Origin of the sequence: Pseudobutyrivibrio ruminis CF1b (genome assembly GCF_000424005.1) — a bacterium.
Lineage (GTDB): Bacteria > Bacillota > Clostridia > Lachnospirales > Lachnospiraceae > Pseudobutyrivibrio > Pseudobutyrivibrio ruminis_C.
In genome coordinates this window covers 576,175-597,789 of sequence record NZ_AUJB01000008.1, presented here as the reverse complement: position 1 = coordinate 597,789, position 21,615 = coordinate 576,175, and the positions used below count along the sequence as shown (strand labels likewise).

Sequence of the window (21,615 nt, the reverse complement as noted above, 5' to 3'; positions counted from 1 at the left end):
GTTTGAATTATAGGATTATGGTAAAACTGAAAAAATGATACTTTTTTTAGTTAGGTGTCATTTTTATATTTATATTTTTTGCCTGACGGTCTCTGATTTTTACTGCAGCCTCTCCAGAAATAATTGAGTCTTTGAATTCCTCTACAGTTCCATCTGAATACTCCACTGTTATTTCTGTAATCTCATAATTTCCAGGAATGAAGTCCTGCTTTATATCTGCTTCATACACCACTTTTGTGTGACCAAGCATTGTGGTTTCAACCCTGTATTTTTTATCAGTAGTTTCAAAAAGAAGATATTCTGGAATGGCTGGTGTAGGAGAAAAACATAACTCTCCTGACTCATTTGCAGTAAACAAATGCGAACCAAAGAACATCAGCTTCCACATACTAATAAACTCAATAGTTGAGCCACTAAGTCTTGCTACAAAGCCTTTTCCATGAATAGCCTGGTTTGGATTTTTCGAACTGGCAATAAATGAAGAATTCTCCAAGGTACTTCTGCCGTATGTTTCTTTAGCCAAAAATGGTATGGCCGCATCTTTGAAATCATTGAAAAACTCCTGGTACAGTCCACTTCGTAAAAGTTCCAGCAAATACTTGTACTCCATGTGAAGCCATATAGATTCATTTTCCAGCCAGCCTGGAGTGAAGGCTCTGCATCTTCCCAGCTCAAAGCTTGCATCCTGAAGTGATGCATTAACCTTGTACATGGATAGCTTTTTATCATAAAGGTCACTAGACTTAATCTTGGTGTAAATCTTTTTCTTATTATCCAATGAATCTTTTAGCTTTAAGTAACGGACAGGTCCCTCAAGGAAATATGGGATTTTTTGAATAGTAAAATGCTTTGGAAAAATTCCATTATCAGTCTCGTCAAAATCATCCATCTGGTAGCTAAAATATGCCATTGGAATTCCATCACCCAGTTCAAGTGCTCTTTCTATACCCTCATCAAGACATTTCTCAAAACTTTCCAAATAGGAAATAAGCATATCGGCTGACACAGCCTTTTTAGCTCCTGAAAGTTTCTCATACACTTTATTTCTATACTCTTCCTTCAGGTTATTTCTCTTATTCCACCTTAAGAAGCTATCGCCACCAGCACTTTCTATCTGAGACAATTCCTGAATAAATTCTGCTACCTCCTGTGGGAATGTGATGTCTCTATCATTATCCTTTAAATTCGCAATTACGAATTTAACCATCCTTGCCAATTCATATGTTTCATTCATGGAAGATCCAAACATTCCTGGCAATCCATTTAAGGCATCATACCAGCCTGGCTTACCGCCCTCCATTTCTACACCAAGTCCTTCTGGGTCAAGGGTTGCGAATTTAACAGCAGAAAGAAGAATCATTTTTGCCATAAGAGACATCTCCACTTCATTTCCTGCTTTGTCAGCTGCGAAACCAGCTTCCTTTAATGCCTCTGCTCTTTCTTCCAGATAGTTATACTGACGAATTCCATTCTTCGTATTTACGTATCTTAGATATCTAGGCTTCACTTTAACTGCCGCATCAAAAGCTTTAACCCTTGTATCAAAAAGCAGCTGTTTTTTCTGATCTGGATATATCTCAAGATAATCCTCTACCAAATCCAGATTATAGGTCCAGTGATCACTCCAATATCCCTCGCCGAAATCTGCATTAACAGTTTCTTCGGCAGCTTTCATAATCTCCTCAAAAAGCTTCCATCCCTCATTATCCATCACGCCTTTCACGTCAGTGATAGCCGCCACCAGCTCACCAGGTGTAAATGGTTGATTTATTTTGATATCTCCCAAAGAATCCTCTGCCACCTGATAACGCATCTGCTCAATTTTAAGAGGATTGTAGCCATCAAGCTGCAAAAGAGAATAAAACATTTTTATATTGGCAGCTTCCACCTGTGGGCTGAAAAATGTGTCGCATCTTCTGTTTTGATTAACATCTCTAAAATTTCCATTTCCCTGAGAATAGAATTCAGGTGTCATGGAAAAATAGTTGTAATCACGCTCTAAATCACCGTGCTTTCTGGAATAGACATAGAAAGTATGATTATCGGTAAGGCTGATAGGAAGACCTCCTCTAAGTACATTGTCCATGTAGGTATAACGGCAGTAATCATCGAAACTCTTATTGACAGTTTTTGTGCCTACAACCTCTGTTAATTTCTCAGTAAGTGCCAGTGCTTCCTGAAACTTAATTTCAAAATAATTTCCATTAATCTTGTTGCCTAAGAATCCGTTTAAAACATTCTTGTTTCGAACCTGACCTATCATTTCATAAATAGTGAGACTCTCATTTGACTGAAGTGTTTTTGACGCGCCAAAGAAAGCACAAGGTAATTCATTAGATGTATTCTGATGCTGTCCAAATAAATCATTAAGTGAGGCTGCCTTAAAGCCCTCTGGGCTGTCCAGTGACAAATCGTAGGAGAAAACCACATTAGGGTCCACTATCACAGAAAGCTTTTCGCCATCCTCAAAGCATGCAAATGCAAAATTTCCTCCATCAATCTTTTGTACCTCCGCGGAATCTTCCATGCTCACACGCACTCGGTAATAAGGACACTTTGTATCTACATCCTCCACCTGCATCCAGGCCTTGGTAGTCTGTGCCATCATTTTCAGACTCTCCTGTCCAACACCAAATGGAACTAACGCTGGCATACCATCTAATACCTGAAGATTCTGAGCCTCATTTCCTTCATTTGTGATTTCCACCACGCGCATAAGAGCTCCTATAGGCTCACCTGGAAGTGTGGTATAGCTGACCTTCACCTTAAGTCCAAGATCTTTATTTCTATCTTCGATTGTGAGACCATTCATATAGATGGTCATATTGTTTTCCTCACTTGCCTTGGCAAATGGTTCATAAAAATCTTTTTCAGTCTTAATAAAAGTTCTAAAACCTGTTTTGTTTACAGTTTGATAGGCGGTATGAGCAGGATAAAACTCCATTATTCCATTATCCTTATCCCTTACACCAAAACTCACTACAGCCTGACCTCGGTTCACGTAATAACACCAGATTGGAGTTCCCTTCACTCCAGCAATTCCTGGAAGAAAGCTGGCAAAAGCACTTTTTCTTCCATAATCCTTTATCTCATCTTTCACGTTGGTATTCATATCCATAACCATTCTCCTTACTTAAGTTCAATCTCTATAACATGGCTTTTCTCATTCCAATTCAAAATCCAATTTTCTGGAATTGTAACGGATTTACGTTGTGGCTCTACTTTACAGGTTCCATCAATAAGAACCTGACCTAAGGAATATTCCCCGTAATTCTTATTTTTCTTATTTACAAATCTCACAACAAAATTATGGTCTCTAAATGGAAGACTTATTTCTGCCACTCCATTACTATCAAACTGGCTGCTTACAAGCTTCGGTTCTATATGTAAATCGCCCGCACTCCCCCTAACGCCAAATACTTCTGTAACCATAGTCAAAAGATACCAGCTTGCAGCGCCAGTTAAATAGTTGTACATCCCTCTTCCCTCACCATTGAAATATTCTGGTATTCCAGGAAGGATTCGGCTTTTCTCGAAATTGGATGCAGCTTTGAATAAAGTGTTTAATGCTTTGTACCCCTCATTTACAAATCCACGTTGATACAATGCATTTCCAAACATAACTGCCATATGTGAGAAAACTGCACCATTTTCTTTATCACCATAAGAAAATCCAAACATGCGCCCTAAATCTGTGCGCAACTCCTTAAAATCTGTATTTAAAACGTATCCACCAATCTCTTCTTTGAAAAGATATCTGTCCGCTGATTTAACAATCTGCGCCACTGCATCATTTTTTGCAGTACCGCTCATAATGGAAAATACCTGTCCTGTAAGCATCATCCTTACATCCTGGCCGAAACATCCTTCCACCTGTCTGCCTAAGTTGTCATAGTAGCCGTTGTACCAGCCATTTCCCTGGTCATCCCCCACCCATTCCTGACTTCGAATGTGTTTCATGAGAAAATCTGATTTATGCTCTAAAAGAAGGGCTATTCTTTCAATATCCACCTGTTCTTTTGCGCCAGAGATTCCATAAGATACAGTCTTTCTGTATTTATTCAGTAGACTGTTTCTTTCTGCAGGACTGTTGAAAACTTCATAGGAATCTTCCTGCAATAAGATCAACATTTCCTTTGCTATTGCCATCTGTGTAATTCCACTTTTAGCCTTTAGGATTCGTAAATACGTAGCAATATCCTTAAGATTTCCTGCATAACCACAGGTAAAGGCAACACTTTCTCCTTTATCAGGTGCCATATCCAAAGCATCATTCCAATCAGCATTCCTTAATCTAATCTGGTTATGCTCTCCAACATCATAGAAAGCAGCAAGATTCTGAAGCAGGATATGCTCAAATACACTTCCTGCATATTCTGATTTTTCTTCGTCCTGAAAATAGGAAATCTCCTGATTTAATATTTCCAAGTCTCCAGTCTGGTCCATGTAGAGCTTCACAGTTAAAAATGGCCAAAAACCATGGTCCATCCATACCCTTGAAATCCCGTTTCTATCAGCCTTAAACTCACCTGGTTTACTGCCGATGATGGTGGCATTGGTACCGTCTAACCGAACACCCTTAAAATTATCCAAAATCATAGTTCTCACAACTTCTGCATTCATCAGAAGCAGTGCCAGGCAATCCTGCCATAAATCTCTCCAGCCTCGTCCGCCTCTTCCATAATCGTGATGAGGCAGGAATGAACAGCCAAAGATTCTTCTAAGTTCCGGCTGAAAACTTACCCAGTTCATGTAATTATCAAAGGCCTTATTGCCGGTCTTAAAGCTGATGGAAGTTCTGTTATCCCAGTAATCTTTTGTTTCCTGAAATACCTTATTTACCTTCTCATGATTTCTTACCAATGTTCTGACTACATCCATTTCAGAAAGATTCTCATCCTCCACCAGTCCAATAGCCATCTGATATGTAACAGATTCCTGTGGCATCAATATCTTTTTGGAGAATCCCAATACTCCTACAGTTTCTTTTCCATCCACTTTAGTCCCTGGCTTTTTCCAGACATCTGATTTTCCTCTTCCATCCAATAGACTTCTTGGTCTAAGATAGGTTCCTCCTTCACCCAAATACCTATCTGCATCTGCAATAAATTCCTCTGGAAGAAGATTGTTTTCCTCACAGCCAAAAACGTAGTAGGTCACATTGTTTACCTGATGTCCCCTCTCATCAAAGGATAAGGTTGGCTTCATTACCACCCCGTCTTCGCAGATTACCGCCCTGTTCAGAAGGGATGTGACATGTCTGTGGTCTCTGAGATTATCAGCACTTCTCCCATATATTGGAATTGCCCCTACAGGTTTAAAACTCACCGGTTCATCACCGGTATTTGTAACTGTAATTTGCATTATTTCTGCATTCTGATTTAGAAGAGAAAAGATGGTGGTCACCGCTGTAATGTTTCTTTTTTCATTTTTACGCTCAAGGGATTGCCACATTCTGCCTGCCCTAAGGCTGCAAGAATCCTCTTTTTCTGTATATTTATCTGCTTCCTGCATTGCAGAAACGCCAGTAACCGACCATAATTCCTCGTTAAAAATCAAAAAGAAATTCCTGGTATCTCTATCTGTGCTTAAGTTCATAATGCTCTTTGGTCCAATCAAAAAATGATTCTGATCAGTTTTAGCATCACCATTAAAATCAGGTGTCACTGCACTTTTAAGTCCTTTGAGACTTGCCAAAGGCAGATATAAACCACTGGTATGTGTGGGATTATTTAGTCTAAAACTACCTTTTTCATCAATAAACTCTATTCCTGTCATAGTGTCCTCCCTTCATTAATCTTCTCTAATCTTATGGAAGGGGAGACACTAAAAAAAGGACACCTTTTTTAGACAGGTGTCCTTTTTTATAATTCGTATATACGTTATTCTAATCAAACTTAAGAATAGTTTTTAAAATGACTATTGCACTCTTTTTTAGCTGTTCATGATCAAGGGCTCCCTTTTCATCTGCAGCTTTTAAACGCTCTGGAAATCCGTTGCCCATCTTCAAATCATTGCCTGCATTAAGTTCCTTGTAATGCTCGCCTCTTGTCCACCAGTCAGAAGTAACCATTCCCTCAAATCCCCATTCTTCTCTGAGGATTCCTGTTAAAAGGTCTCTGCTTTCTGATGCTCTCTCGCCATTAATTACATTGTAAGAGCTCATGATTGTATAAGGCTGAGACTCCTTAACAACGATTTCAAAGGCCTTTAAATATATCTCTCTAAGTGCTCTTTCTGATACTCTTGAATCACAGTGTTTTCTGTTAGTTTCTTTATTGTTGCATGCGAAATGCTTTACAGAAACGCCCACGTGATTCTTCTGTGTTCCTCGTACAAGACATGCTGCAAGAGTACCTGCAAGCAATGGGTCTTCTGAATAATATTCAAAGTTACGTCCGCACATAGGATTTCTATGAATGTTAATTGCAGGAGTAAGCCATATACAAAGGTTATTTTCTTTGAGCTCTTTGCCGCCCAAATCTCCTACTTCTTCCAGGATTTCCCTGTTCCAGGTGGATGCCAACAGTGTGGCACAAGGAAGTGCTGTTGTAAGCACCCCTGTCTCTGGAGCAATTCTGATACCGGCAGGGCCATCTGCTGTGCCTGCAGTTGGTACCCCATACTCTGGAAGATTTCCAAAACCAAATACATTTCCTACACCAGTGTTAGGCTGACCACCTACCAGATGCATCAAATCATCTGTTGAAAGCTGATTTACAAATTCTTCAAGAGTAATCTTACCTTCAGCAACCTCTGAAAATGGATGTGTCCCCTCCTTATATGGATGGGTTAAATAATATCTATCTCTGGCTCTTACAGCTGGAGTCAATGCCTCTTCCGTTCCTGGCTCCATCTTACCGATGACAGATTCATTGATATCTTTGTGCTGTCCCTGTGGTAACGCCTCATAGCTTCCATCAGAAAGCATTCTCTCCTTCAGCTCTACTGGAGAAAGCTTGTGACTAAGCTGCTTTATTATCTCGTCAGCTGAATTGTCCCAGGTAAAGACCTCTCCTGTCATGTTTAAAGAATCTGCGCCAAGGGTAAAGCTGTATTTACCTTTCTCCAAAACATATGCTGCTTCCTTTACCTTCCCTAAATCGTCGAAAGAAGAAAGAGTATATTTTGAAATACTAAGAACCAATTCCTGACTCTCTCCTGGAGAAAGTAACTTCGTCTTTGCGAATGCCCCCAGCTCAACGGCTGGTTTTAAAAGCTTGCCCTGTGGTGCACTGTAATAGAGCTGAACAACATTCTTTCCAGCCATTTTTCCTGTATTTGTCACCTTAACGGTGAAATAGAACTCATCCTCATTTTGTGCCATGGATAAAATATTGCTGTCAAAGCTGGTATAGCTCAATCCATATCCGAAAGGATACACAATTTTTTCTGCAACCTTTGGTATGGTCACAAAATATCTATATCCAACATAAATATCCTCGTTGTAATCCACATAATCAAAGGACTCATGGAATCTGGCTGTGGATGGATAATCCTCCAACTGACCAGCAAAAGTATCCACCAGTCTTCCCGATGGATTTACCAAACCAAGAAGAACATTTGCTGCAGCATCTCCACCTTCCATGCCGCCCTGTCCCATGTAAAGTGCGCCATTGATTCCTTCTTCTTTAAGCCATCTGCAGTCGATGATTCCACCAATATTGAGCACAGCGATTACCTTTTTAAAGTTGGCCTTAACTGTTTCAATCATTTTCTTTTCAGCAACTGTAAGATAAAAATCTCCCTCTGGAAAAACTTCCGCTGAGATTTTTGGCATAGAAGTCTCTGATTCCCATGGATTGAACTCGTTATTACATTCAATACTGCTTCTATCCCATCCTTCACCTGAGAATCGGTTGATCACTATAAGTGCTGTATCAGAAAATGCCTTTGCGCCCTTAAGAAGCTGCTCTGTAATTTCTGGCTCGGAAGTCATACCTGGGCATCTGCCCTTTGCATACTGCGCCTTTAAATCATCCCTGTAAAAATTTATAAGTGGCTCATACACATCCACGCCCTTAGCCTTAAGGCCATCATAGAGAGAATGCACGTACTTGCAGAATACATCACCGGAACCGCCGCCACCTTTAACATAGTCCACAATACCCTTGCCAAATATTGCTAAAGGCTGCTGTTTATTCAAAGGAAGTACCCCATCATTTTTTAATAAAACCATTCCCTCTTCAGCTGCACGCCTTGAGATATCAATGTGCTCCCTGCTTCCGGTCACCATTCTATCTCCATTCAAAGGCAATGCTGGTTGATATAATAATCTAGCCCACTTTTGCATAACAATCCTCCTCTTCAGTCATAATTATCTTAATTTTATCCTTACTCATCTCATATGGATAGTGTAAATATTTTGTATAAGTGGAAATATTTTGATAAAAATTTATAATTGAATTTATCAGCTGGATTTTTTGCTGTTTAAACCGGAGGAATATTATGTGCACCAGATATGCATTAGATATAACAATTGATGAACTTAGAGAAATTATGGAGGCGGCGGAACGCTCTCCACTTACCATGAAATTTATAGATACCCACGCCAGACCACTTGTCACAGATGGTGAAGTCCGTCCTACAGACATAGTCCCTGTCATTGCCCCTAATTCAAAGGGTGTTAAAAGTGTATTTCCAATGCAGTGGGGATTTATGGCCAGAGACAATAAGAGAACTCTCTTCAATGCCAGAGTAGAAACAGCTGGAGAAAAGCCTACATTCAAAGATGCTTGGCAATCTCACAGATGTATTATTCCCGCTGCCTACTACTATGAGTGGGCGCATCTTAAAAGTCCTGACGGAAAAGTACAGACTGGCGACAAATACGCCATTCAGCCAACAGGCTGCACTACCACCTGGCTTTGTGGCCTTTATCGCATCGAGGAAGGCTACCCTGTATTTGTCATCCTTACTCAGGAGCCTACCGAGGAACTGGGCAAAATCCATGACAGAATGCCTGTCATGCTCCCTAAAGACAAGATTGAACAGTGGATTAATCCAACCTCAAACCCTAGGGATTTAATCTCCCAGACCCTTACGGATATGGTTATTGAAAAGGCTACCTCAAAAATTTGAGGCAGCCTTATACTCTTTACTCTCCCACAAGGTGTACAATCTCTGGTTCGTGACCTACAGCTGGAAGAAATTTTTCAAAAATATCTACAGTCTTTATTTTTAAGCTGGATGTGTTGATGCATGGATGACATCCAATGTACTCATCCTTTTTTACATCCTCGTCCACAAGAAGCTTTACAGCATGTTCTTTATCATTCATTAGGCCCATGATACTTACTGAGCCTGGTTCAATATCCAGATATTTAAGCATGTCTTCAGGAGATGCAAAAGAAAGTCTGGCTGAATTAATCTGGCTGGAAAGTTCCTTTGTTTTGAATTTCTTATCACCTGGCATCATAAGCAAGTAGAACTTTGTCTTCTGCTTATTGCACAGAAAAAGATTCTTGCAAATGGTGACATCCAAAATTTTGTCAATCTCGTTGCAGACTTCCATAGTGGCCGCTGCCTCGTGATCTGTTCTCTCATATTCAATTCCAAGATTATCCAAAAAATCGTATGTACGAATTTCCCTTGACTGTCTTTCTTCACAATTTTCTGGTCTACCTTTTAACAGTTTCATCTTTATAGTCCTTCCTTACCATATCTGCTTAAAAGCTCATCAATCTTTAGATTTGTGCTTTCAATAGCAGAGGTCTCTGTCTCATTTAATCTAATCCATAGATTCAAATCAGCGTATTTCTTTCGAGTTCTAGATTTTAATGCATTGTCTGCCACCACCATTTTTACCTGAGCCTTCTTCTGCTCAAACAATGGGATAATGACATAATATAACCTGTCATCTTTAAAGCTCAAATATCCTACTATCTGACCACCTTTATTTCTGAGGTAAAGCCTGTGATTTGATACTCCTGCAGGATATAAGCTGTCGCCCACCTTTGGTGTAGGTGCATTGATATCCAGCTCCACCATTGCATCGATTTTATATGCATCTATATCAAGTACTCCAAGCTCCTTAAGTGTGAGGGAGCCATCTATAAACTGACCTGTCAGCAAATATGTAAGGTCAGCCAGATATTTCTGCTTAATCACATCCGGCAGTTCAAAGAACAGGCTTGGTCTGGCATTATCCAAAAGCTCTTTGCTGGTCACATATAAACTTCTAAGAAAAAGAGAAAACTCCTCATCCTTTGACCAGACATATCTGCCTCTGGCAATCTCTATGGTGCCTAGATTTACTCCATCCAAATCCTCCACCTCATGAAAGATAGGTCTGGCGCAATATGCATTAGGATTTTCTTTACCATTCCAATGTTTCTTTGGCTTTTTCTTCACTGTAGCTTTCTTCTTTTCCGGGCCGCTATAGTCCTTCATAAGAAGCTCATAGGCAGTGTTAATTTTAGCCGCAAGCTCATTATCTGCATCATCTCCAGCTGAGTCTGGATGATTCTCATGCATAAGCTTTCTATATTTCTTTTTTATTTCTCTTTCGTCTTCCGTACCATCCAATCCAAGGATTTTACGTGCCTGGCTTTTATTCATCCTGCCCCTTAACAATACAATGTATTCTAACAACCTATTACATGTGATTTTCATTATATCTAACATGCCCCCAAAATAACAGAGTATCCATAATCAAAAAAAATTTATAATTTGTTCGATTGACTCGAATGCCTGTTCGGGTATATTATAACTATGCCAAATCGAAACTATGTTCTATTTTTACTATCAGGAGGTACCATGAATGATCGTTGCTATATTGCTATTGATATGAAGAGTTTCTATGCTTCTGTGGAGTGCGTGGCCAGAAAGCTTGATCCACTGAAAGCTAATCTTCTGGTGGCAGATTCCAGCAGGTCAGATCAGACTATATGCCTTGCAGTGTCTCCTGCGCTGAAAGCTATCGGCGTTCCCAGCAGACCACGACTTTTTGAAGCAAAACAGGCCATTGAAAAATACGAAAAGATTCATAAAACCAAAGTTCTTTACATCACTGCCGTTCCAAGAATGGCTGAGTATGAAAGAGTCTCCGCAAAAATATACGGCATCTATCTGAAATATGTAGCTGCCGAAGATGTCCATGTATACAGCATCGACGAATGCTTTATTGACTGCGCTCCATATCTCCATCTGTATGAGCAGACTGCCGCTAAAACAGGTGAAAACCCCGCCCACGTTATGGCTCTCACCATAATCAGAGATGTTCTGAAACAGACTGGCATTACCGCCACTGTCGGCATCGGGACCAATCTATATCTGGCAAAGGTAGCCATGGATATTGTGGCTAAGAAAGCTCCTGCAGATAAAGACGGTGTGCGCATAGCATCCCTTAATGAAGATTCCTACAAGCTTCTTCTCTGGGACCACCGGCCCCTTACTGATTTTTGGCAAATAGGCTCTGGTAAAGCCAGACGCCTGGAGCGAAACCACATGTTTACCATGGGGGATATTGCCGAACAGACGCAATGGAATGAAGAATGGTTTTACAAAACCTTCGGCATCGATGCTGAAATCCTCATAGACCATGCCTGGGGCATCGAACCTGTTACCATGAAAGACATAAAAAACTACAGGACTAACAACCACTCTCTTTCCAATGGTCAGGTGCTCCCTCGCCCTTATAAATATGAGGAGGCCTGCGTGGTCATTACAGAAATGATAGATATCCTGTGTTGCGACATGTACAAGAAAAATCTGGTAGCTTCCAGATTTACCTGGTGGGTAAGCTACGATTACAAAAGCATGGAATACTGCCCTACCTACGACGGTCCACTGGCCATCGACTGGTATGGAAGAATTCATCCAGCCCATTCAAACGGAACTGTTAATCTGCGTACAGCCACTAACACTTCAAAGCTTGTTACACCTGCTATCATGGAGGCTGTAAAGAAAAAATGTGACCACAGGATACTCTTCCGTCGCCTGGGAATCTGCGCCTGTGATGTAAAAGATGATAACGGAGTTTATCAGCTTGATTTATTCACTGATTATGATGCGCTGAATAAAGAAAAGCAGATTCATGCTGCCCTGTTGGAGGTAAGAAGCAGATATGGAGCCAATGCCATGTTAAAAGGAACGAACTTCCTAGAAGGAGCCACAACTATAGAAAGAAATCAGCAGATCGGAGGCCACAAGGCATAAAAAAATCCTCCGGTCTGCTTAGAAACCGGAGGATTAAATATGCTTAAAAACTTTAAATACCAAAAGGTATATGAGAAGGGAAAACCTGTCCATCAAAAGTTCGACAGTTTTTCCATCAAACATCCAGCCATGGACCTCTCAAGGCGGGCTAAGATATTCAGTCCCTTTGATGCTTTGAAAGGCTTCAACGAAGAACTGGCTGTCACTGAAAACGAAAGCAACGAAAACTACCTACAGGTAGAAAGAATTCCAATGGAAGAATTCCCTTAGTCACCAAGCTCTATTAAACTAATTCTCTATGCTGTCTGCTATTGAATCCATCTCTCTTTAAATCAGAATCAAGATAGTCATAGCTTTCTGGAATTATCTTGATAAGATTCATTGGTTGAGGCAATTTCTTCATAGCCTCTACTGGTATCTTCTTATGCGCCAATATTTTTATGTACTCATCACAAAATGGTTCAACTAATGCAGCTTTTCCCATCACCTGAAGACTCTTCAGCTGACCAAAGCCGCCATAAGGTTCATATATAGCAAATGAGACATTTTTATTTTCTTTAAGTGCCTTAAATTTCAATCCACCTTCAGAGAGCATATAAAAGACGCCATCCATATAGCTATATTCAATAGGAGTGCATCTAACAAAGCTGTCACATCCTGTAGCCAGTGCACATGTGTTGTGAGCATTGATAAACTCATAAATTCTCTCAGTTAACGCTTCTGGCTCCATATGTACAGAAGCCTTGTCCTTCTCAATCCAATAATTTGCCGCTAAATCATAATCCATTATTCTCTCTTCTCCTCCTGTTGTTCATGTAATCCATTCACATAACCTTTTTCCCTTCAAGCTAATCCAAAATATCAGCAACATCTACCAATCTGATACCATTCTTCTCAAGCAAACTTGCAAACACTCCCTGCCCTGGAATAGTCTTACCTGAGAATGTCCCATCATAAATTGTATTCACTCCACAGGATGGACTTCTGGATTGCAAAATCACTAGTTCTACCTGATTCTCAATCACAATATCTAAAGCTTTCTGGGCACCAGTCCTAAATTCATAATCGACAGAAACTCCATCTTTTCGGGTGACAATTCCATCAACAATCTCTGCTGGTGTCCTCGGTGTAGGCAGTCCGCCCAATACTTCTGGACACACTGGAATCACCTCATGACCTTCCACATACTTGGCCACCTTTTCACTGAAGTTATTTCCGCCATTATATTTACAATTTTCGCCTAGTAGACAGGCACTCACTGCTATTTTCATTAATCCTTATATCCTCTTCTAATTCCTTCAAGTAAAAGCTTGTATCACTCCAGATATTATTGCAGCCAACACAGGAAACATAATGAGTGATGCCACCCATTTTCTAATTCTGGCTTTTCCATTAACATAGGGCATCAAATCTTCTGTCCCTGGTATAATCCAGGCCTTTGTATGATTAACCCACCATTCATCTATAAAAAATCGGTCAAACAGATTCATAATCATATATATACACAGAAGCTGAATGAAGCAATTCCAAAAACCTGTTACTCCATTTAATAAGTACACTACCGCTGGAACAACTGTTATCAATGGTACTATAAGTGCTATCCCTGAAATCGTTGCAGCTTTTTTGATTTTCTCTTTTGTAGTTAATCCCAGTTCTACTACTCTTTCTTGTGCATCCTTCTCATAGAAATTAACAAGACCCACAGGTCCATCTTTTGCTATACCCACTACACAGATGAGCAACAACCAAAAGCTCATCGCTAAACCTTCTAGTACGATTAACATATCAACCTCCTCCTAGCTTTTAGGTTTCTCCTTACTCCAAATTCAAAAACTTCATTAGTTCTCTGGCTTCCTCATAATCCTGGCTGTAGAAATTCACATGATTAATGTCCGTGCTTCTGTTTGTGAATGCTGGATAGAGGAATCCCGACTCAGGTGAATGTGGAATCTGCTCCTCATCCACAGGGGAAATCGCCAGAATCAAATACTGATAAACCTCCTCGGATTCATCCTGGTAAGCCTTATCACTACCCTTGATTGGCACATCATAAGCACCGTAATACATGTAAATGGCATATGGTCTTCCCTTAGGATACTTCTCCGCTATAAGCTCGTAAAGATTCAGCATCAGGGCATCATTTTTCAATTCGCAATCACGAATTGCATAAATCATCTGCCAGATAGATCCTGGCCCCATACCTGGAATCTTGTACTGAACTAATTCCTCATTTGGCTTTGCAAATGGTATCGCCTTTGCGATATCGAGACATCTATTCTTTTCCGCTCCCTTCAGATTCAGGAAGCTTGTGTTAAAAGTGCCGTCTATATATCCTTCCTCATCTATATACGCACCCGCAATTCTAATTAAGTTGCTACGAGCTGATGTAAATCTACGGGTGAGCTCCAGCATGTCGTTTCTGTTAATTTGTGTCATTGTTTGGGTCCTTTATTGTTTTATAGGGATATTGTACTTGTTTGCTGTAATTATTTCAAAAAAATAAGGCATCATTTAGATGCCCTATCCTTTATTCTTCTCCTCGACGATCTTGTATTTCTAGTGCACAAGCCGTTATGGCTTCTTCATCAATCTCATCATCGTGTTTTATGAAATATAATAACTCGTCAACATCTTCTTCATAATCTACGACAGCCGATAGCACGAATAGTATTGGAACCCTTTCATCATGGAATATTCTTCTCAATTCAGTTGTTAGTTTCTGAGCCTTTTCTTCATATGGCAATAATTCACTACTCATTTTCTATTCCTCCTTTAATTGTTTCAATAATTCTGTCCATACGCCAATTATTTATCTCTCCAGCACACGTAACAACAGAAATACGACTAACATCTGAATCTTTATTTATGAAGGTTAACAGTTCTTTTACATCTTCCTCATGCTCTCCTACTAAAGATAAGACATGATTAACTAGTTCATAATCATTTTCATAAATATGGTCCAGTTTAACTTTTAATTCTTCTAATGCATTCATTAATATTCCTCCTTATAAAGTGCCCATAGGGGCGATTTTCTATATAAGGACTTGTTTATTTTGCGATTTTTATTAGATAAAAATCACAGTAAAACTGCACGTAATGTGCAGTCAAATAACTAGCTAACTGGTGACATTTTTTTAATTGGAAAGTCTAAAACCCTTTGTTTTTTGAGAAAATCAAACACAAAAGTTACACATATAACTTGTATGATTTGTTTTAGTAACTTATGAAACCGTTGGTGATAATATTGAGAGGAAGAAACCATGGCTGATGAGAAAAAAACAAATCAGGAAAATATTGAAGAAACTTCTGAAAAAGTAAAAAGTGATTCTGTGAACATTGCACTTTCCAAAACGAAATTAATGACAGTTGGGCTTGTGGTCTTATTATTCATTGTCCTTTTTGTAGGAATGAGTCTACATGAGAAGAAAGCCTTGATTGATTTAAAAAATTCTCTGGATATTCCAGCTTCTGAAGAAGGACAAATCCAAGTTAATCCAGAGGTAGAAATCACAGCAGCTACTTTACGAGAAGTAATTGCTCCTGCAAAAGAACTTGTTTCTTACAAATATTATTACACTGACGCTGGTCAATTTGAAAAAGATAAAAAGTTTTTTAATACAAGCATTTCAATTCCATTAACTAAGAATCAACAAGTATATGTTTGCTCTGGAACAATAGGTGTTGGATTAAATATAGAAGATATCAATTTTGATATTGACAATGAACATCACAAGATAATTGTTCAAATGCCAGAATTAAAAGTTCTATATCATGAAATGGATACAGATAACTTCCAGTCATATGATGTAAAATCTTCTGTATTTACAAAAGTAAATCTCTCTGATTATGCCGATTTTCAGGATAGCTTAAAGACTCGAGAAGAAGAGAAATTAAATCAGAAAAACGATTTTTGGAAAGAAGCCAGAACTAACACCGAGAATGCATTAGAAGGTCTCCTGACAGTTTCTGGTTTAGTAGATAATTATGTGATTCAATTTGATTGGCAATAATAAACCTATAATTATAAAAAGCATTCCGTCGCCCTTCATTGCCTCGGAATGCTTTTCATATTTTTAAGAGAAGAAATCATCCACCTTATCCACTGAATCTAAAATCTCTTCTTCGTCTACGCCTACATTTCTAGCAACGCTCACAGACGACTTTAATCGATTCATAATATCTGGACTATAAGCATCTTCGATAAGTCTGTTGAATTCTTCCTGCTTCTGTTTAAGAGCCTTATTGTAATCAGAAAGCTTCTGCTCTAACTCATTATCAAGTTGGCACTGATGTTCTAAGTATAACTGAAGAATTTCCTGCTCTTGCTTGTATAAAGTGTATCTACCATACTCAAATGCAAACATCGCTGCATTCTCAATGAATTCAGCTTTATCATCTGAAATATAAAGATTAGTATATGTACATAAAAACTTTATCATCGCCTCAAGCAATATCCATAGACACTGTTCAGTATAATCTACTTCTGTGATATTTTGCTGAATAAATTCATCAGTCAGAAGTCTAACCCTTTCTGATAAAGCCCTTATTGCATCACATTTTGCAGTATCAATTCCACTACTCTCCAATAAATTAGCTGAAGCATCAACATAATCTGCATACATAGAAAAAATGCAAATGCTATATCTTTCATCACCTTCTATTACAGCATATTCAGCTACACTTGCAGCTATATCATTCCAATCCTTTGAATCAAATTGCTTAACGGATTTTCCTGAAACACATTTACTGATAATCGAAAAAGTTAGTATTGTTCCAATACGTATTTTCTTTAATGTATCTGAGCTATCATCATTCACATATGCTATGGTTGCTTCCTGTGCTTTTTGTAATGACTGAAAAGCAGGTTGAAGTTTTTCACCTATCTCTGATTTCTGAATATACTCATAGGTTACATCCTTAATAATATCCTCAATCATTATTCAGTTTCCTCCTGATTAACCTGCTTCTGATATAGAACTGATAAAGCCTTTGTAAGATTCACCATTGAGCCAAGCTTAAGCTTATCTTCTTCAGTAAATGTTGAATAATCACCGTTAAATAAAGCAAGGCAATCCTGATAATTTGCAGCAACTTTTTCTCTAATATCAATTGTCTGATTTAAAATATCAAGAATAGCTGCATCCATCTCTTTGATACGTTCTGTATTCTTCTTTACAGAATCAATTTCTTCATTCTTTTCTTTATTTAACTTAGCCTTATTCTTCGTAAAGAGAATAATAGATGTTAGCAATGATGCTCCTGCAATTGTCCAACCTACTGGTCCTGCTAAAGCCAACAAAGCATTTCCCCCTGCTATACCGCCACCGCCTGCAGCAAGTGCGCCTCCGCCTAACCAGGCTAGTGCTGCATTGGTAGCTGCAGCTCCAGTAAGAGTTGAAATTGCAGTTCCCGTTGACGCAACGCCAAAAGTTGTTGCAATCCACATAGCAGCTGTTGGCGCCATAAACGCTACAGTTGCTCCTGCTGCTAATCCAGCACCAGCACCTCCAGCTGCGTTTCTTGCTGCTTGAACTTCCTTCTCGGCAAATTCACATGCTTCCACAAACTTCTTTCTATTTACATTTATTTCTTCAAAATCTGTATCAAAACTCTTTGGATGATTAGCAATACTATTTACTAAAAGTTCAACGTTATTGATATTGTCGATTGATCTACACCTCTGAATATATAACTGCATTCCCTTATCATTCATAAGTGTATATGCATCGTTGTATTCAGTAATAGAGCCTTCAAGCATTCTGTCTAACTCAGTAATCTTAGCAGTAATATCATCCTTCATTTCAAAGGCTGCATCTTTAGCTTCTGATGCTTTCTCTGATAAAGTAGCCGATGCATTCTTTAACATCTCACCACCGACTTTAGACGCTGTTGCTGACATTTCCTTAATCTGCTCAGTATTGATTGAAAATCCATATTTTTTACCCTCAATTTTTTCTCCACATGCTGGACAAAACTCATCTTTAAAACCAACATTAGCACCACATTTTTGACATTTCATTTTTACCTACCCCTCTTTTCTTGTTATTTGATAATTAAATTCTAAATAACCGTATGAAAATAGTATATATCCTCTTCCGCGAATCTTTAAGCACTATTTTTCTTATTTTGAGGAATAATTATTTCACCAAAATAAAAAAAGCCAAAGGGTCACAAAATCCTTCGGCTTTCAACGTAATCATATAAGTTAGTTCTTTTTAATCGATAACGAATATCCCATAGAACTCAAATATCTAATAATAGTCTCAAGTGTTCCACCAGCACCTTTTTCCATTCTACTAACAGCCTGTTGAGATAATCCACTTAATTTACTAACATCCTTCTGTGTAAGCTTATTCTTCTTTCTAGCGTCAATCAATTCCTGCTTAAATGCCATTTCAGCCTTAAATAACTCATGCTGTCTAAGTAACTCAGGATCATCGTCAATGAGTTGCTCCACTATCCTCTTTTCTTGATCTGCATTACTCTTTACTAACATCTTCAGCTCCTTTAAAAACCCACAAATATTCTATATTCAAAATACATCAATATTGATGTGTTTTCAACTATTTTCACATACAAGAATAAAGCTGTAATTTAGACTATTACTCCCAGCAAATAGAAAATATTCATTCAGTCATGCTATAATAAATCATCAATAATCAAATTAATAAGGAGATTCGTATGGCATTTTTTGATTCAGCAGCTGATATAAAAATATACAACTACAAGACCAGAGAGATCTTTTCTGAAAAGTGTCTCATGGCATTTCGTAAAAATACAGATATAGTAGCCGCTATAGGAAGCGAATGTACAAATATCAGTCCTAATGACGAGTACTTGGACTTATGTATCCCTATCGTTATGGGAAAGCTGGCCGATTACACAGCAGCACATATGTTATTTAAGTACTTTATTCAAAAGTACATATATACCATCAACGGAAAACGCATTCTCCTAAGAAGATCTACTAAGGCACTCATATTCTTATATGAGCCTTGCTCTGAAGTGGAAAAGAAAATGTATAATGATCTACTCTATTCTCTCGGTTACAAAGAGATTTTTATAATTACTGCAGAAACTGAGCTTAATGGACTAACTGTAGAAGAAGCCATTTGGCGTTCTGAAGAAGTTCATGGAAAGCTGGATTGTGCTATTGAAATTGGAAAAGACGATAAATATCAATATGCCCGCTATGCTTATGAGCAGCTTAAGAAAGACTATAAACGCTGGGGCTATGATATGGATGTTATAAAGGATTTTGAATAAAGAAAGCTGGCGGTTAACCTGCCAGCTTCTTCTAATTTACATAATATTTTTAGATGCTATCTGTGTGATTATCATCTCTGTCTCAATCTTCCTTCCAATTCTCTTCTAATTCCCTCTACCTGACGGATAGCCTCATCACATTGCTTCACGTATTTCTCTAATTTCAATCTCAGTCATGACACTACCTCCTATACAACAACATCTCTCCACTCTCGATATGATTCAATATCATTGTGACATTTCTTTACTTTTTATTTCATTATTTATTTGTTAGCTGGCATCATAATTTTTACAAGTTATACATCATAAAATTACCGTTATGTTTGAAGCCATATGCAGTGTACAGCTTCACTCCCATGTCCGACGCAGTGATATGGACTGCCCCACAGCCATAGTTTCTAGCCTCATTTACCACACGATCAAGAAGCTCCTTGGCTATTCCCATGCGTCTATAATCAGGGTTAGTGTACATGCTTGAAAGAAGGCCCAGCTTTCCTGATGTGCATGTGAAATAAGGTGGCTTTTCCACAAAAGACATGCCGCTTGTTCCAATAATCTTATCCCCGTCCATGGCAAGCCATGACACAAATGTACCATCGGCCATATGCCTATGATAATAATCGAAAAGAGCTGATTTTAAATCTACACCCTTTGGCACTTCCCTGTCTTCTGAAGTATATTCCTCTGTCAGCTGATTTATTCTCATATCAATGAATGTTTCAAGTTCTGATTCTGAAAGTTTTTTATATTTTATTTCCATATCGTTCCCCCCTATATTTGTCTAATTGAATTTTCTACGGAAGAGCTTATACAGTGCCATAACCCAGATAACAAAAAGGACTGCTGAAATTGCAAGGCTTATTACTGAACCACCATTTGACCAAACACCCACATGATACATTGGGAAAATGAAAAACAGGTATCTCACCATTCCCTTCAGTATAATTGGCGCAAAAAATGTGATTCCAAATAAACCAGAAATCTTTCCTACAGCCATTCCCTCCACTTTATTTGAAGATATAGCTACCACAATGAAGGCTGTAATTATCCCGCATAAAGTCGTTGAAACAACCATCACAAGAAGCTTAGTAATGCTCAGTGGCGTAAGAGCAAATAAAACCACAAGAAAGGCTGACATAACGCCTGATATCAAAGCTGGCATTACTATTCTTGAAAAGAGATAGCCTCTTTCTCCGGGCGGAGTTATCAATATATATCTGGCTATTCCCTCATCGATTTCTCCAAGTACCACCAGCCCGCCCACAAAAGCAAACATCATTCCAGTCAACATGGCAAGAAGCCAGCTGAAAAGCTCGTAGTATGGTTTTATTGCATCTCCGTACCCAAAACCGGCAAGCACCTTTGATTCCAATAGAGGCACTCCAAATCTAAACAGCGCTCCCACGAGAAAAGGTGTGACCACAAGCATAATCATCATGTAGTCTCTGGTAATTTCTTTTGTCATGTATTTAAACATCTTACATGTTGCGTTCATTTTCTCACTCTCCTACCCTTTTGTACATCCTGACAACGCATTTGTTTGCTATCACGTATAAAATGCAAATCCACACAGCCAAACTAATCAGCGACATAACAAGCATATCCGCCTTGCCTTCGATTAATCTCATTGCTGCACATCCCGGATGAATCAGCATCAGCGGATTGTCCCACATTAATCCCACTCTATATGCAATGACTGGAGCGAATCCTACAAGCTCAAAAGGAACTGTGCCTAAAATATATTGGTTAAGAGTATTTACCATAGTTCCCACAATTACACCGCACAGGCTGAAAAGAACTGAGCCGGTAAGAATTCCAAGCATGCACAGGAAATAATTATCCGTGTGGCCAAATAGAATCAGTATAGCTCCCACTATCAATGAAATCAGTGCAAATGAAAGGACCTTCCCTGCTATATATTCCCTTGGTGTTACAGGAGATACAATAATCGAATTGGTTATGTGCTGACTCTTTTCCAGTAGAATTAGGGCGCCCATGAAGAACATGCCCATGGATGCCGGGTCGGAATATACACAGCATGACACAATCAGGTTCTTGGTATCTCCAGTGAAGAATGAAAAGATAATCATGTATACCAGGATAACCAGCAGATACAACAGGTAAAATCCATATTTCCACTGGAAAACAATGTCGCCCTTAATTACGTTTGTTTGTCTCATGATAGCTACC

22 protein-coding genes are annotated in these 21,615 nt (G+C 38.8%); 5 read left to right on the top strand and 17 right to left on the bottom strand.

What is annotated here, in order from left to right:
* Positions 1–46: 46 nt before the first annotated feature.
* The 3 genes from G592_RS0105000 to G592_RS0104990 all read right to left on the bottom strand — a co-directional run bounded on the left by G592_RS0105000 (position 47) and on the right by G592_RS0104990 (position 8,293).
* Positions 47–3,118 carry a hypothetical protein gene (locus G592_RS0105000; protein WP_036951784.1) on the bottom strand — a complete coding sequence of 1,024 codons (3,072 nt, stop codon included), beginning with the start codon at positions 3,116–3,118 and terminating at the stop codon, positions 47–49.
* Between the two features lie 11 nt (positions 3,119–3,129).
* Positions 3,130–5,778, bottom strand: coding sequence for a GH36-type glycosyl hydrolase domain-containing protein (locus G592_RS0104995; protein WP_028246837.1), 2,649 nt, complete (start codon positions 5,776–5,778; stop codon positions 3,130–3,132).
* A 109-nt stretch (positions 5,779–5,887) separates the two neighbouring features.
* Positions 5,888–8,293 (bottom strand): glycoside hydrolase family 3 protein, encoded by a 2,406-nt coding sequence (locus G592_RS0104990; RefSeq protein ID WP_028246836.1) that lies wholly within the window; start codon positions 8,291–8,293, stop codon positions 5,888–5,890.
* A 155-nt stretch (positions 8,294–8,448) separates the two neighbouring features.
* Here G592_RS0104990 and G592_RS15740 point away from each other — a divergent pair, with 155 nt between their 5' ends.
* Positions 8,449–9,081: an SOS response-associated peptidase gene (locus tag G592_RS15740; RefSeq protein WP_036951781.1), complete on the top strand. Its 633-nt coding sequence runs from the start codon at positions 8,449–8,451 to the stop codon at positions 9,079–9,081.
* 16 nt (positions 9,082–9,097) lie between these two features.
* On the opposite strand, the gene G592_RS0104980 is transcribed toward G592_RS15740, so the two are convergent.
* Together G592_RS0104980 and G592_RS15735 are read right to left on the bottom strand one after the other, a co-directional pair.
* Complete coding sequence (locus G592_RS0104980; protein WP_028246835.1) at positions 9,098–9,640, bottom strand: prolyl-tRNA synthetase associated domain-containing protein; 543 nt, start codon at positions 9,638–9,640, stop codon at positions 9,098–9,100.
* 2 nt (positions 9,641–9,642) lie between these two features.
* The gene (locus tag G592_RS15735) at positions 9,643–10,560 is read right to left on the bottom strand and encodes a J domain-containing protein (RefSeq protein WP_036951778.1); all 918 of its coding nucleotides are present in this window, start codon (positions 10,558–10,560) and stop codon (positions 9,643–9,645) included.
* A gap of 198 nt (positions 10,561–10,758) precedes the next feature.
* Here G592_RS15735 and G592_RS0104970 point away from each other — a divergent pair, with 198 nt between their 5' ends.
* Complete coding sequence (locus tag G592_RS0104970) at positions 10,759–12,159, top strand: hypothetical protein (protein ID WP_028246834.1); 1,401 nt, start codon at positions 10,759–10,761, stop codon at positions 12,157–12,159.
* Positions 12,160–12,198: 39 nt separating this feature from the next.
* Positions 12,199–12,429 (top strand): hypothetical protein, encoded by a 231-nt coding sequence (locus G592_RS15730; RefSeq protein ID WP_036951773.1) that lies wholly within the window; start codon positions 12,199–12,201, stop codon positions 12,427–12,429.
* 13 nt (positions 12,430–12,442) lie between these two features.
* On the opposite strand, the gene G592_RS0104960 is transcribed toward G592_RS15730, so the two are convergent.
* The 6 genes from G592_RS0104960 to G592_RS0104935 all read right to left on the bottom strand — a co-directional run bounded on the left by G592_RS0104960 (position 12,443) and on the right by G592_RS0104935 (position 15,152).
* On the bottom strand, positions 12,443–12,946 hold the full coding sequence (locus G592_RS0104960; RefSeq protein ID WP_028246833.1) for a pyridoxamine 5'-phosphate oxidase family protein: 504 nt from the start codon (positions 12,944–12,946) through the stop codon (positions 12,443–12,445).
* A gap of 61 nt (positions 12,947–13,007) precedes the next feature.
* The gene (locus G592_RS0104955; protein ID WP_028246832.1) at positions 13,008–13,430 is read right to left on the bottom strand and encodes a DUF523 domain-containing protein; all 423 of its coding nucleotides are present in this window, start codon (positions 13,428–13,430) and stop codon (positions 13,008–13,010) included.
* A gap of 27 nt (positions 13,431–13,457) precedes the next feature.
* Positions 13,458–13,943, bottom strand: a complete 486-nt coding sequence (locus G592_RS0104950; protein ID WP_028246831.1) for a hypothetical protein — start codon at positions 13,941–13,943, stop codon at positions 13,458–13,460.
* A gap of 31 nt (positions 13,944–13,974) precedes the next feature.
* Positions 13,975–14,595 carry a DUF4317 family protein gene (locus tag G592_RS0104945; protein WP_028246830.1) on the bottom strand — a complete coding sequence of 207 codons (621 nt, stop codon included), beginning with the start codon at positions 14,593–14,595 and terminating at the stop codon, positions 13,975–13,977.
* Between the two features lie 91 nt (positions 14,596–14,686).
* Entirely contained in the window at positions 14,687–14,917 is a 231-nt protein-coding gene (locus G592_RS0104940; protein ID WP_028246829.1) for a hypothetical protein, read from the bottom strand.
* Positions 14,910–15,152, bottom strand: a complete 243-nt coding sequence (locus tag G592_RS0104935) for a hypothetical protein (protein ID WP_028246828.1) — start codon at positions 15,150–15,152, stop codon at positions 14,910–14,912. The genes G592_RS0104940 and G592_RS0104935 overlap by 8 nt, the downstream gene beginning before the upstream one ends.
* Positions 15,153–15,419: 267 nt before the next feature.
* Between G592_RS0104935 and G592_RS0104930 the strand changes: the two genes are divergently transcribed.
* Positions 15,420–16,169: a DUF4230 domain-containing protein gene (locus G592_RS0104930; protein ID WP_028246827.1), complete on the top strand. Its 750-nt coding sequence runs from the start codon at positions 15,420–15,422 to the stop codon at positions 16,167–16,169.
* A gap of 63 nt (positions 16,170–16,232) precedes the next feature.
* On the opposite strand, the gene G592_RS0104925 is transcribed toward G592_RS0104930, so the two are convergent.
* From G592_RS0104925 to G592_RS0104915, 3 genes are all read right to left on the bottom strand, one after another.
* On the bottom strand, positions 16,233–17,096 hold the full coding sequence (locus G592_RS0104925) for a hypothetical protein (RefSeq protein WP_028246826.1): 864 nt from the start codon (positions 17,094–17,096) through the stop codon (positions 16,233–16,235).
* Entirely contained in the window at positions 17,096–18,178 is a 1,083-nt protein-coding gene (locus G592_RS15725; RefSeq protein WP_196801822.1) for a zinc ribbon domain-containing protein, read from the bottom strand. The genes G592_RS0104925 and G592_RS15725 overlap by 1 nt, the downstream gene beginning before the upstream one ends.
* Positions 18,179–18,364: 186 nt before the next feature.
* Positions 18,365–18,655: a helix-turn-helix domain-containing protein gene (locus G592_RS0104915; protein WP_028246825.1), complete on the bottom strand. Its 291-nt coding sequence runs from the start codon at positions 18,653–18,655 to the stop codon at positions 18,365–18,367.
* A 185-nt stretch (positions 18,656–18,840) separates the two neighbouring features.
* Between G592_RS0104915 and G592_RS0104910 the strand changes: the two genes are divergently transcribed.
* Positions 18,841–19,425, top strand: coding sequence for a rod shape-determining protein (locus G592_RS0104910; RefSeq protein ID WP_028246824.1), 585 nt, complete (start codon positions 18,841–18,843; stop codon positions 19,423–19,425).
* Between the two features lie 289 nt (positions 19,426–19,714).
* Here G592_RS0104910 and G592_RS0104900 read toward each other — a convergent pair whose 3' ends face one another.
* From G592_RS0104900 to G592_RS0104890, 3 genes are read right to left on the bottom strand one after another with little or no spacing between them, the layout of a single operon-like run.
* Positions 19,715–20,185: a GNAT family N-acetyltransferase gene (locus G592_RS0104900; RefSeq protein WP_028246823.1), complete on the bottom strand. Its 471-nt coding sequence runs from the start codon at positions 20,183–20,185 to the stop codon at positions 19,715–19,717.
* Between the two features lie 21 nt (positions 20,186–20,206).
* Positions 20,207–20,920, bottom strand: a complete 714-nt coding sequence (locus tag G592_RS0104895; protein ID WP_028246822.1) for a hypothetical protein — start codon at positions 20,918–20,920, stop codon at positions 20,207–20,209.
* A 4-nt stretch (positions 20,921–20,924) separates the two neighbouring features.
* Positions 20,925–21,605, bottom strand: coding sequence for a hypothetical protein (locus G592_RS0104890; RefSeq protein ID WP_028246821.1), 681 nt, complete (start codon positions 21,603–21,605; stop codon positions 20,925–20,927).
* Positions 21,606–21,615: the final 10 nt, after the last annotated feature.